Origin of the sequence: Fibrobacter sp., from assembly GCF_045131395.1 — a bacterium.
GTDB lineage: Bacteria > Fibrobacterota > Fibrobacteria > Fibrobacterales > Fibrobacteraceae > Fibrobacter.
In genome coordinates this window covers 81,399-94,370 of record NZ_JBGUQY010000029.1, presented here as the reverse complement: position 1 = coordinate 94,370, position 12,972 = coordinate 81,399, and the positions used below count along the sequence as shown (strand labels likewise).

Annotated in this window: 9 protein-coding genes; 6 read left to right on the top strand and 3 right to left on the bottom strand. The window is 53.4% G+C overall.

The window, feature by feature from the left end:
* The coding region (locus ACJMNB_RS08945; protein WP_405341608.1) for a class I tRNA ligase family protein at positions 1-1,609 on the bottom strand (1,609 nt) is incomplete at its 3' end.
* A gap of 371 nt (positions 1,610-1,980) precedes the next feature.
* A complete protein-coding gene (locus tag ACJMNB_RS08940; protein ID WP_405341606.1) occupies positions 1,981-3,258 on the bottom strand; it encodes an O-acetylhomoserine aminocarboxypropyltransferase/cysteine synthase family protein in 1,278 nt (425 codons plus the stop codon).
* A 391-nt stretch (positions 3,259-3,649) separates the two neighbouring features.
* Here ACJMNB_RS08940 and ACJMNB_RS08935 point away from each other — a divergent pair, with 391 nt between their 5' ends.
* The 6 genes from ACJMNB_RS08935 to ACJMNB_RS08910 all read left to right on the top strand — a co-directional run bounded on the left by ACJMNB_RS08935 (position 3,650) and on the right by ACJMNB_RS08910 (position 11,339).
* Entirely contained in the window at positions 3,650-5,476 is a 1,827-nt protein-coding gene (locus tag ACJMNB_RS08935; protein WP_405341604.1) for an ABC transporter substrate-binding protein, read from the top strand.
* A 35-nt stretch (positions 5,477-5,511) separates the two neighbouring features.
* Positions 5,512-6,870 carry an ABC transporter permease gene (locus ACJMNB_RS08930; RefSeq protein WP_405341603.1) on the top strand — a complete coding sequence of 453 codons (1,359 nt, stop codon included), beginning with the start codon at positions 5,512-5,514 and terminating at the stop codon, positions 6,868-6,870.
* Positions 6,871-6,872: 2 nt separating this feature from the next.
* Positions 6,873-7,718, top strand: a complete 846-nt coding sequence (locus ACJMNB_RS08925; protein WP_173351412.1) for an ABC transporter permease — start codon at positions 6,873-6,875, stop codon at positions 7,716-7,718.
* 11 nt (positions 7,719-7,729) lie between these two features.
* A complete protein-coding gene (locus ACJMNB_RS08920) occupies positions 7,730-8,728 on the top strand; it encodes an ABC transporter ATP-binding protein (RefSeq protein ID WP_405341600.1) in 999 nt (332 codons plus the stop codon).
* Positions 8,718-9,530 carry an ABC transporter ATP-binding protein gene (locus ACJMNB_RS08915; RefSeq protein WP_405341598.1) on the top strand — a complete coding sequence of 271 codons (813 nt, stop codon included), beginning with the start codon at positions 8,718-8,720 and terminating at the stop codon, positions 9,528-9,530. The genes ACJMNB_RS08920 and ACJMNB_RS08915 overlap by 11 nt, the downstream gene beginning before the upstream one ends.
* Positions 9,531-9,611: 81 nt before the next feature.
* On the top strand, positions 9,612-11,339 hold the full coding sequence (locus tag ACJMNB_RS08910; protein WP_405341596.1) for a glycoside hydrolase family 9 protein: 1,728 nt from the start codon (positions 9,612-9,614) through the stop codon (positions 11,337-11,339).
* A 4-nt stretch (positions 11,340-11,343) separates the two neighbouring features.
* Here the strand turns inward: ACJMNB_RS08910 and ACJMNB_RS08905 are convergent, their stop codons facing one another.
* Positions 11,344-12,960, bottom strand: a complete 1,617-nt coding sequence (locus tag ACJMNB_RS08905) for a chorismate-binding protein (protein WP_405341594.1) — start codon at positions 12,958-12,960, stop codon at positions 11,344-11,346.
* Between the last annotated feature and the right edge of the window lie 12 nt (positions 12,961-12,972).

Sequence of the window (12,972 nt, the reverse complement as noted above, 5' to 3'; positions counted from 1 at the left end):
TCTTGTCGGTCACCTGAAGCCATTCGGTGGCGTTGGCGAGCGGAGACTGTCCACCGTCACCCGGCTTGTAGTCCTTGAGTTCCGGCAAAAGCACCGGAAGTTCGGCGTCATCGACGGTAGAAATTTCACCATCTTCCCAGTGGATAATCGGGAACGGTTCGCCCCAGTAGCGCTGACGGCTGAAGAGCCAGTCGCGGAGCTTGTAGTTCACCGTAGCCTTACCGATCTTGTTGGCTTCGAGCCATTCGATGACCTTGGCGATACCCTGCTTCTTGTTGAGGCCGTTCAGGCAGAGGGTTGCATTTTCGCTGTTGATGTAAGTGCCATCGGCAGCCCAGCAAGCTTCGCCAGCGAGAACCTTCGGGCGAACATCTTCGGGGCAGCTTGCATCGGGTTCCATGATGCAGATGACGGGCAGGTTGAACTTCTTCGCGAAATCGAAGTCGCGGGTATCGTGGGCAGGCACAGCCATGATAGCGCCCGTGCCGTAACCGGTCAGAACGTAGTCGGCAACCCACACCGGAATCTTCGTGCCGGTGAGCGGGTTCACAGCATAGGAACCGGTAAACACGCCGGTCTTTTCCTTGGCGAGTTCCGTACGGTCGAGGTCGCTCTTGAGAGCGGCGGCGTGCACGTATTCTTCCACGGCGGCCTTCTGTTCGGCAGTCGTGAGTTCCGGCACCATAGCGTGTTCCGGAGCCACCACCATGTAGGTTGCACCGAACAGCGTATCGCAACGGGTCGTGTAGACGCGGAGCTTCTTTTCGGTCGGCTTGCCTTCAGCGTCGGCAATGGCAAAGTCCACTTCGGCACCGAAGCTCTTGCCGATCCAGTTCTTCTGCATGTCCTTCACGCCCTGCGGCCAGTCGAGCTTGTCGAGGCCCTTCAAGAGGCGGTCGCCATACAGCGGGATGCGCATGAGCCACTGCTTGAGGTTACGGCGTTCGACTTCCTTGGTGCCGCACTTTTCGTGAGAACCGTCATTCAAGACTTCTTCGTTGGCGCACACAATCTTGCAGTGCTTGCACCACCACACCTGAGCATCGGCGTAGTAAGCGAGACGCTTGCCGTCCTTATACTTGCGGACTTCGGCTGCACCCTTGGCTTCCACGTCGGCAGGAATCGGGAGTTCTTCAATCGGGCGACCCTTCTGCTGGTCTTCATCGAACCAGGTGCCGTAAAGGCGCTTGAAAATCCACTGCGTCCACTTGTAATACTTCGGGTCGGTGGTGTTGACTTCCTTGTTCCAGTCGTAGCTAAGGCCAAGGCGCTTAATCTGGCGGCGGAAATTGTCGCAGTTCTTCTTGGTGGTAATGGCCGGATGCGTACCGGTCTGGATGGCGTACTGTTCGGCAGGGAGGCCGAAAGCGTCCCAACCCATGGGGTGGAGCACATTGAAACCGCGGCTGCGCTTGTAGCGGCAGATGATGTCCGTTGCGGTGTAACCTTCGGGGTGACCCACATGGAGGCCAGCACCACTCGGGTACGGGAACATGTCCAGGCAGTAATACTTGGGCTTGGATTTATCGGTGCCCGTTTTGAAAGTTTGATGTTCTTCCCAGTAGGCTTGCCACTTGGTTTCGATCTCTTGCGGATTATACTTAGCCATAGTTCTATCCTTTTAATTTTTCGGGGGTAAAGATAGAATTTCTTACACACCCTTTACACGAACACAAACCCCAAAAGGGCCTTTTTCAAGCCTTATTAAAGCAAAAAGGAGGCCCCACCACTTGCGCAGCAGGACCTCCCGAGGTGTTTGATGGACTCCTAACCCTCAAAATTCTCTTTGTAAACAAAGTTACAATAAAGGGTACCCCTTGACAAGGGGTACCTCTCAATTTATTTTATACAAAAAACTTACACTTTATTTGATTTTGCCCAATCGTTATTTTATAAGAAATTTTAGGCAAATTAAAAAAATCCCCAGATACACTGGGGATAAAAAAATCACCTTAAAAGTCTAGCTATAAACAAAAATTATTACACTTTGTCCAGAGCCTGAGTCAAGTCGGCAATAATGTCTTCGACATTTTCGATACCGACGCTGAAACGGATGAGATCCGGTGCAACGCCTGCTTCGATGAGCTGTTCATCGGTGAGCTGACGGTGAGTGTGGCTAGCCGGGTGGAGCACGCAGCTACGGGCGTCGGCCACGTGAGTCACGATGCAGATCATCTTGAGGCTATCCATGAACTGAATAGACTTTTCACGACCGCCCTTGATGCCGAACGTGAGCACACCGCACGGGAGGCCACCCTTGAACTGCTTCTGAGCCAATGCATAGTACGGGCTGTCTTCGAGGCCAGCGTAGTTGACCCAAGCCACCTTCGGGTGGTTCTTGAGGAACTTGGCGCAAGCGAGAGCGTTTTCGCAGTGACGCGGCATACGCAGGTGAAGGGTTTCAAGACCGATGTTCAGGAGGAATGCGTTCTGCGGTGCCTGAATGGAGCCGAGGTCGCGCATGAGCTGGGCAGTAGCCTTCGTGATGTAAGCACCCTTGCCAAATGCCTTCGTGTAGGCGAGACCGTGATAGCTCGGATCCGGTTCGGTGAGGCCCTTGAACTTGTCGTGATGGGCTTCCCAGTCGAAGTTACCGCTATCCACAATGCAGCCGCCAACGCAAGTAGCATGGCCATCCATGTACTTGGTGGTTGCGTGCGTCACGATATCCACGCCGAATTCGAACGGACGGCAGATAATCGGAGTCGGGAAGGTGTTATCGACGATCATCGGAACGCCGTGCTTGTGAGCGAGATCTGCAAAGCGCTTGAGGTCGAGAACCTTACCGGCCGGGTTTGCAACAGTTTCGCCGAAGAAGCACTTGGTGTTCGGGCGGAAAGCCTTTTCGATTTCTTCGTCAGAAGCATCCTGGTCAACGAAGGTGCAATCGATACCAAGCTTCTTCATGGTAACGCTGAAGAGGTTGCTGGTACCACCGTAAATAGCGCTGGTGCTGATGAAGTGGTCGCCCGCTTCGCAAACGTTGAACACGGAATAGAAGCTAGCAGCCTGACCGGAGCTCGTGAGCATGGCAGCGACACCACCTTCGAGAGCGGCGATCTTTGCAGCCACGGCGTCGTTGGTCGGGTTCTGCAGACGGGTGTAGAAGTAACCCGTGGCCTTCAAGTCGAACAGGTCTGCCATTGCGTTGGTAGATTCATACTTGAAAGTGGTGCTCTGGTAGATGGGGAGGACGCGGGGTTCGCCGTTTTTCGGCTGCCAACCGCCCTGGATGCATATAGTTTCTGGTTTAGCCATTTTAGCCTCTTGTTAAAAACTCGTTTAAATATAGGTAGTGGCCCATTTGGAGCCGGCTAACATATTTTTTATATGGCTAAATATAGGAAAGCTCTATATTCATGTCAATGCACCTATGCAAATATCTGCATATATAATTCCGATATCTACCTATAGATAAAAGCTATAACTTCTTTTATCGTCACGCAAGCCCACTATAGACAAAGTAAAAAACGCACTCTGTAAACTTCTGTAATCATTAGTTCGCTAATCCTATGTCCTATAGCGATTTGTAAACACTATTTTCTAAAAAGCCCATATCAACTATTTTTTTTAAATCTATATTACGAGAGAATTTTTTCACACTAAGCTTTTAAACTAAGCTTATTACAGCTCATAAAAGAGGACACACATGATTGGACTTAAATCGATTGCCAAGACGGCGCTTGCGCTCTCGGCATCCGGTGCACTCCTTTCGGGTTGCGGCAACGCATCTTCGGAAGGTGATCTGGGTGGCGCGCTTCCCCGTCAACAGACGCTATACTTGTCGGGCCAGCAGAATGATGCTCCGGGTTCTTTCAACCCGCTAGCAGAAAGCTGGATGGCTTCTTGGCCGGTAGGCGGACGCTTCAACCTCATGTACGAACCGCTCATCACGTACAACTCCCTGAACGGTCAGATTGAACCCCTTCTGGGCACCTTGGTCGAGGAACTCTCCAATAACGACTCCATCGTTGTGGACCTGAACCCCGCTGCCAAGTGGAGCGATGGCAAGCCGGTGACCTCCGTGGACGTGACCTTCATGTTCCTGCGTGGATCCATCAACTCTACCGAACAGATTTCCGCAATCCATATCGATACCCTGCAGAAGAACGAAGACGGCACCGTTGCCGAACGTCTCTCCTTCATGGTCGCCAAGGACAAGCGCAACAACCCGCTGACCGTGCGCGACATGTTGCAGTCCACCCGTATCGCTCCGTCCCACGTGTTCGAACCCCTGATCAAGGAAAAGGGCCTGGACGAAACGAAGAAGCTTCCCATGGACCAGAATCCGGTGGTTTCCGGCCCGTACAACCTCCGCAGCGCCGACCCGAACAAGATTATTCTTGAACGTCGCGACGACTACTGGGGCAACGCCGCCCTCCACAACGGCCAGCTTCCGGCTCCGAAGTTCATTGTTCACCCGATTTACAAGAACAACGAACACAACACGATTGCTATGCGTGAAGGCAACCTCGATGCCTCCCAGAGCTTCATTCCGCGTATCGCCCGTAAGGCTTCGGCAGGCGTCCACACCTGGTGGAACGAACCGCCTTATTTCCGCCCGGGTGCAATGCCCATGCTCGTGATCAACACCCTTAAGGAACCCCTGAACGACAAGCGCTTCCGTCGTGCCCTGGCTACCGCCATCGACTACAACGCTCTGCGCCAGTTCGCCGTTTCCAACTACACCTCCACCCTTAAGGCCGGCCTCATCATGCCGACGGACCTCGAAGGCAAGTACATTGTCGACGAAGACCTGGACAAGTATGGCGTGAACCTCGGCATCAGCGACGAAGCCGAACGCCTCGCCGCCGTGAAGCAGATTCTTTCCGAAGCCGGTTTCAAGTCCGTGTTCAATGACGACGGTACCCTGGACCACATGGAAAACGCCAAGGGCGAAAAGCTCCCGACCCTCTACATCACCAGCCCGAACGGCTGGACTGACTGGGAAGCCATGGTGACCATCGCCGTGGAAGGCATGCGCAAGGCCGGTATCGATATCCGTGAAGGCTTTGTGGACGGCGGTTCTTACTGGCCGGCCATGGGTCTTGGTAACTTCGACCTCGTGATGCACAAGCCGGTTGCAGACGTGACCCCGTCTCTCCCCTGGAGCCGCTTCAACGAAATCATGGCTGCTCGTGACTGGCAGCCGCTGGGCGCCTGGGCAGGCGTGAACATCGGCCGTTACAACCAGCCGGGTTCCGAAGGCTTCCGCCCCGAAGTGGACCAGCTCCTCTCCGCTATTCCTCTGATGACGGATTCTACCGAAATCGCAAAGGCATACCGCGAACTCAACAAGATCTTTATGGAAGACCAGCCCTCTATTCCGCTGGTTTACCTGCCTGAACAGTTCTACGAATTCAGCGACCGCGTGTGGACCAACTGGCCCACTGCCGAAAACCCGTACGCTCCGGCCCAGCTCCCCTGGGTGGCTTCGGGCACCAAGATTCTCTGGAACTTAAAGCTTGCTAAATAAAGGTTAAAGGAATACAAATGCTTAAACAATATCCTATGCTACGCTATGTCCTGCAGAAGGGGTTCTGGTATCTCCTGACCTTCGTTTTTGCAGTGGCATTGAACTTCGCCTTGCCGCGTCTTGGCGATAATAACCCGGTCGACATTATCATGGGTCAGGCCGGTAAGGGTCTTTCTCCGACTGAAGCCCAGAAGAAGAAAGCCGAACTCCTGGTGTCCTTCGGTATGGCCGAACTCGACGATCAGGGCAACGTGATTTATGAACCGGAAGTCGACGAAAATGGTCAGATGGTTACCCGCAAGGTCGCCAAGCTCGACGACGCTGGCAATCCGGTACTCGTGACCGTGAAGGAAGTCAACGAAGATGGCACCCCGAAGATGGTGGAACGCCAGAAGGTTGACGCCGAAGGCAAGCCGGTCTTCGAAGAAAAGCCGGTTCTCGATGCCAAGGGCAAGCCGGTCATGGAAAAGAAGGGCAAGAAGAAGGTCGCTAAGGTCGAACAGGTTGCTGTTATGGAACAGGTTCAGGCCGAACGCCAGGACACCGTGATGGTGGACGAAGTCGTTCTCAAGACCGATCCGAAGCTTTCTTCCGCTTTCTCTCAGTTCCTCCGTTACATTGGCAACGTGTTCAAGGGTGACCTCGGTCTCTCTTACCAGAACAACGAACCGGTGACCAACGTGATCAAGAAGTCCCTCCCGTGGACGCTCCTCATCCAGGCTCCGACCATCTTGCTCGGCTGGATCATTGGTAACCTGCTCGGTGCCTTCGCAGCTTACAAGCGCGGCATCTTCGACAAGGTATTCTTCCCCTGCGCCATGTTCCTGAACGGTGTGCCGTACTTCGTGTTCGGTATGCTTTTGGTGGCCATGTTCTCCATCACGCTCGGCTGGTTCCCGGCTATGGGTGCTTACAGCTCCGACATTCCGGAACTCACCTTCTCCTGGACCTGCATCAAGAGCGTCGCTTGGTACTACATCCTCCCGTTCTTCAGCTGCTTCCCGATTCTTCTTTCGGGTCAGGCAACGGGTATGCGTTCCATGTCCATTTATGAACTCGGTACCGACTACATGAAGTACGCCAAGTGGCTCGGTCTTCGCGAAGGCAAGATCATCAGCTACGTGTTCCGTAACGCAATGCTCCCGCAGCTCACCGGTCTTGCTCAGAGCCTCGGTGCCATGGTGGGTGGCGCACTCATTACCGAAATGATCTTCTCTTATCCGGGCCTCGGTATGGCAATGCTCAACGCCATCCAGAAGAACGACTACGCAACGATTCAGGGTTGTACCCTCATGATCTCGACCTGCGTGCTCGTCGCCAACTATGCCGTTGACGTGCTCATCGCCGTGTTCGATCCGCGCGTGAAGGCCGGTCTCCAAATGGGAGGTAAGTAATCATGATTAAACTCTTAAGAAATCTTCTCAAGTCCCCGATGTTCGTCATCGGTATCTCGATCTTCGTGCTCACGCTCCTGATCGCACTTTTTGGACCTCTCTTCTACAGCGTCGATACTCACGCCCGTGACATTCTCGCCGGTCCGTATGCAGGTTCTTCTTCTGAACACTTGCTCGGTACTGACCACCTGGGTCGTGACTATGTGTCCCTGTTGATCGCTGGCCTCCGCAGCTCCCTCTATGTGGGCTTTGTGGCCGGTATCATTGCAACCACGATCGGTGTGCTTATCGGTCTGTTCGGCGGTTTCCGCGGCGGTTGGATCGACGAAGTGCTGAACATGTTCACGAACCTCTTCATCGTGATTCCGCAGTTCGTGATTCTCGTGCTCATCAGCTCTGCCGTGAAGGACGGTCGTTCCCTCACCTTGATCGGCCTCATCATCGGTCTTACCGCATGGAGCTGGTCTGCTCGTGCGGTGCGTGCCCAGGCATCTTCTCTGCGTAGCCGCGACCACATCGCTCTCGCTCGCATCAACGGTGCTTCCACGCTCACGATCGTGATTAAGCATGTGCTTCCGTACTTGCTCTCTTACGTGTTCATGGTGTTCATCATGCAGGTGGGTTCGGGCATTCTTTCCGAAGCTTCCATCTCCATGATCGGCCTTGGCCCTGTCGACACGACTAGCCTCGGTATCATCCTGAACCAGGCAAAGGACAACGGCGCTCTTGCCGACTCCATCTGGATTGCCTTTATCCCGGCTACCCTGGTGGTGACCCTCACGGTGTTTGCCCTTTACCTCATCAATACTTCTATGGAAGGCGTCTTTAACCCGCGTCTGCGCAAATAAGAGGTAACGAAATGTCTGAAAATGTATTTGAAGTAGAAAATCTCGGCCTCTATTACCTTGGCCGTTTCGGCGACAAGACTCATGCCGTGACGGATGTGTCCTTCTCCATGAAGAAGGGTGAAATCCTCGGTATCGCAGGTGAATCTGGTTGTGGTAAGTCCACCTTGGTGTCCGGCCTTATGGGCATGTGCATTCCGCCGCTCTACCCCGAAAAGGGTGATGTGCGCGTGCGCGTCGGCGACAAGATGGAATCCCTGATGCACCGCAAGCTCGAAGACGTGCGCGCCAACGTGCTTGCCCAGCAGGTCTCCATGATTCCGCAGGGCGCATTCAACGCTCTTAACCCGGTTCGTAAGATCAAGGATATCGCTGCCGACGTGATCGCAGCCCACCAGCAGCCGGGCAAGAAGCTCGACAGCAAGGAAATCTACGACCGTCTTTGCGAACGTTTCGACTTGTTCGGCATGGACACCAAGCGCGTGCTGAACTCCTACCCGATTCAGCTCACCGCCGGTGAACGCCAGCGTTCCGTGATCGGTATCTCCACCTTGCTCAACCCGCAGATGGTGATCGCTGACGAACCGACTTCCGCTCTGGACGTTTCTACCCAGAAGGAAGTGATCAAGATGATCTTCGATCTTCTTGACAAGGGTATCTTCTCCACGATGATCTTCATTACCCACGAACTTCCGCTCCTGTACCACGTGGCCGACAATATCGCCATCATGTACGCCGGCGAAATCGTGGAATACGGTACAGCTGACCAGGTCGTCAAGGACCCGCGTCACCCCTACACCCAGGCCCTCATGGGCGCCATGCTCAGTACCGAAGCCTCCCAGCGTACTCGCCATCCGGTGGCTATCGAAGGCGCTCCTCCGAGCCTCAAGAACAAGATCGTGGGTTGCCGCTTTGCACCCCGCTGCAAGAAGGCATGCCCCGACTGCAAGAAGAATACCCAGAACATCCGCATTGTAGGCGACCGTCAAGTGAGGTGCGATTATGCTGTCTGATAAACCCGTTGTATTTTCTGCCAAGCGCATCAGCAAGGATTTTGGTGCCGGCAAGTCCCTCAAGACCGCCGTCAAGGACGTTTCTTTCGACATCTATGACGAAGAATTCATCTCCATCGTGGGTGGTTCGGGTTGCGGAAAGTCCGTGCTCGCCAAGATCATGCTCGGCCTTTACAAGCCGACCCGTGGTCAGTTCCTGTATCGCGACAAGCCCATCAAGAACCTGAAGGCTCACTGGAACGAAGTGCAGTCTGTGTTCCAGGATCCGTTCGGATGCTTCAACCAGTTCTTCACCATCCGTAGCCAGCTTGAAGATGCCCTGAACATCCTCAAGGACAAGCCCTCCAAGGAAGAAGTCCGCCGCCGCGTGGACGAAGGCCTGATGGCTGTGAACGTGAAGCCCGAAGATATCGAAGGCAAGTACCCGTTCGAACTTTCCGGTGGTCAGATGCAGCGTATGCTCCTCGCCCGTATCTTCGCACTCCGTCCGAAGGTGTTGATCGCCGACGAAGCCACCTCCATGGTGGACGCCTGCGTTCGTGCAAACATCCTCGACTATCTGCGCAAGCTGAAAGACGAACTGAAGATGACCGTGGTGTTCGTGACCCACGATATCGGTCTTGCAAACTACGTTTCTGACCGTATCTTCATCATGCACGACGGTAAGATCGTGAACCAGGGTACTCCTGCTGAAGTGCTCGACAACACGACCGAACCGCACACGCTCAAGCTGCTCGACGATATTCCGGAAGTCCACAAGACCGAATGGATCAAGAACAGCCATCGTAGCAAGAAAGGCTAATAAAAGCCCTGTTTTCCCCTGAAAACAGAAAATCACCCCCTGGAATATTCATTCCGGGGGTTTTTTAGGTATATTCTAGGTATGAATTTCTCTAAAAACGCATTTTTAGCAGGTGCGGCTTCCGTGGCCGTGTCTTTTTCGTCTGCTTTTGCAGGCCCCCTGATGAACCAGCTGGGTTTTACCCCCGATGCAGAAAAGATTGTCGTTTACCCCGGTAGCGACGCCAACGGCCTGGAAGTCCACGACCTCAACGGAAAGGTTATCCTGAAATTGAAGGCCCCCATGGTCTACGACTGGGAATACAGCGGCGAAGAAGTCCAGACCTTCGATATTTCCGCCGTCAAGAAACCCGGCACCTACCGTCTTTTCCGCGGCAAGGAATATGTGGGCACTCCCATCGTAGTGGGCAAGAACGTCTATGACGACCTGGTAAAGGCAAGCCTCAAGTGGTTCTACTACCAGCGCGCCAGCATGCCTCTGGAACCCCAGTATGCCGGCAAGTGGGCCCGTGCCGCAGGCCATAAGGACAATCGTGTTATCGTTTATGGTACCGACAAGGTCACAGGCGGCAAGGGAAACGGCAAGGTCATCAAGTCCGACCGCGGCTGGTACGATGCTGGCGACTACGGCAAGTACATCGTGAACTCCGGCATTACCGTGTGGACATTGCTCGAAACCTACGAAAACTTCCCGAAGTACATGGATTCGCTGACCTGGAACATCCCCCGCGAATTCCCCAAGTACCCGGAACTCCTTGAAGAAATCCGCTACAATCTGGACTGGATGCTGACCATGCAGGACAAGGACGGCGGCGTTTACCACAAGGTGACTACGCTTAAGTTCGGCGGAAGCGTGCTTCCCGAAAACGATCGCGACGCCCGTTACGCCATCATCAAGAACGTGACCGCAACGCTTGACTTTGCAGCCGTCATGGCCCAGGCAAGTGTCGTCTACAAGAATATTGACAAGGCCTATTCCGACAAGGTGCTCAAGGCGGCCGAAGAAGCCTACGCTTGGGCCAAGATGCATCCGCAGGAATTCTACAAGCAGCCCGCCGATGTGCAGACAGGTAACTACATGCACGACGGTGAAGACGGCAAGGACGAATTCCGCTGGGCCGCCGCAGAACTCTATCGCGCCACCAAGAAGCAGTATTATCAGGACGACTTGAAGAAAAATCTCTTCACGCCTGATGGCGCCTGGTGGGGCAACGTGAATATGCTCGCCGCCTTCCGCGTGGCCCTGGATTCCGCCAATTTCGACAAGGACCTAGTGGCCGCCGCCAAGAAGACAGTCTTGAACGAAGCCAACAACCTTCGCACCGTGGGCGACACCAGCGCCTACCGCCTGCCTGCTTTCCCGTGGAGCTGGAACTGGGGTTCTAACAGTGCCATGGCAAACAACGGCATGGTACTGGTTCACGCTTACTTGCTCACCGGCGACAAGAGTTACGTAGATGGCGCCCAACAGTGCCTTGACTACTTGCTCGGCAAGAACCCGCAAGACATGACTTATGTGACCGGATTCGGCTACCGTAGCCCCCGCAATCCGCACCACCGCCCCAGCGAATCGGACATGGTTGACGATCCGGTGCCGGGAATGCTCGTGGGTGGTCCGCATTTGGGCAAGCAGGATATCAATTTGGATGGCAAGGAAAATTGGAAGTGCCCGAACTATGCCGCTGCTGACAAGCCGGCACTCGCCTACATCGACAACCGCTGCAGCTACGCCACCAACGAAGTGGCCATCAACTGGAATGCACCCCTCGCCTACCTGGCCGCAGCTCTCGAAGCGATTTACAATAAATAATTCGTCATTCCGGGCTTGACCCGGAATCTTTATACAATTCTACTTCGACAACGCCACGCACGGAGTTGAAGCAAAAAATCTTTTCGGCGATCGCCAAGTCGCTTGGAAACAAAACCTTTTCTTGGATTGCTCCCTCGCGGAGCAATTTTTGTCTGGTAATTCCATTCAAGAGTCCGCATGCAACAGGCGGTGTATAAATGACGCCGTTAATCTGGGCCCCAATATTGGTAAAGGTGCCTTCGGTGATTTCGCCTCTTTCGTTGACGCAGATTTCGTCGAAGACCTCTTTCGGGAAGGGTAGCCTGATGCTTGTCTTGTGATACAGGAAAGGGTTTGAAGAATCCACCTTGTGCACAATCTTGACTTTGGGATTTTCCTTGGGTGCAGGAATCGGTCTTGTTGTGACTTCAAAGTGGCCGTCCTTGAACAGTTCGATTCGATTGACTACGCTCTTGTCGAATCCGAGGTTCTCGATTTCAGGGTTCCACACAAAGCCGAGAGCACTTGCGGAATTCTTGAGCCGTTCGATGTGCATTTCGAAATCGGTAATGCCCGTTTCAATCAACGAAAAATCGGTATTTAAAAACTGTGCCTTGGTCAATGTTTCTTCCCATTCATTTTCGGCGGTGGAACTCCAAGTGATGGCGCTACCGGCATCGTACCTGTAATTAATTTCGCCTTTTTTCTTTTGCAGGATTCTAATTGGTACAGAAAAGATAACTTCGTCTTCGTAGATGTACCCGATGGCACCGCAGTAGACACCCCTTGCGCAGGGTTCCGTATCGGCTATCACGTTCATGGTCGAAATTTTCGGTGCACCCGTAATGGAGCCGCAAGGGTAAATGGCTTCGACAATGTCGTTGAGCGTTGTACCTTCTTTAAGTTCTGAAGAAATCTCAGAAGTCATCTGGAACAGCGTCTTGTGCTGTTCGATGTCGAAAAGCTTGTCGGCGCGTACGGTTCCCGGTTTAGAAATCCGGCCGAGGTCATTGCGCAACAAGTCCACGATCATGATGTTTTCGGTACGGTTCTTGAGGTCATTATACAAGAAGCTTTTCAGTTCCTCGTCTTCCGTGGGATCCTTGCCCCGCCTGATGGTGCCCTTCATGGGCTTGGTCAGGATTCTGTTGCCTTTCAGGGTAAAGAACAGTTCCGGCGAAAAAGATAGGATGGTCTCATACTTGTTCTGCAAAAAGGCGTTGTAGGGCGTGGCCTGATTCTGCAAAAGAAAATGGTACAGGTCCAATTCGCTGGCGTTAGTTTTTAGCGTCGAGGGGTAAGTGTAATTGACTTCGTAAGTAATGCCGTTCTTGATTTGCTTCTTGATGTAGGCGATTTTTTCGGCATACTCTTCTGAGGTAATATTCGGCGTTACGATGGTCCCGATTTTATAGTCGGGAGTCTTCTGCTTAAACGGTGTAAAGGTTTCGAATGCCTCGAAATAAACTAAAGGCAAATTATCCGCAGCTCTCTTCAAGTCATAGCGCATGTAGCCTACAAGATACAGCCCCTTGCGTTTTAATGATTCGATTTTATCCAATGCGGCTTGGACTTCGCTGGGTTCAAAAGCCTCGATGGTTTCGACAGGAATGTTGAATACTTTATCTGCGTAGATTTGCATGGCAGGGCCAAA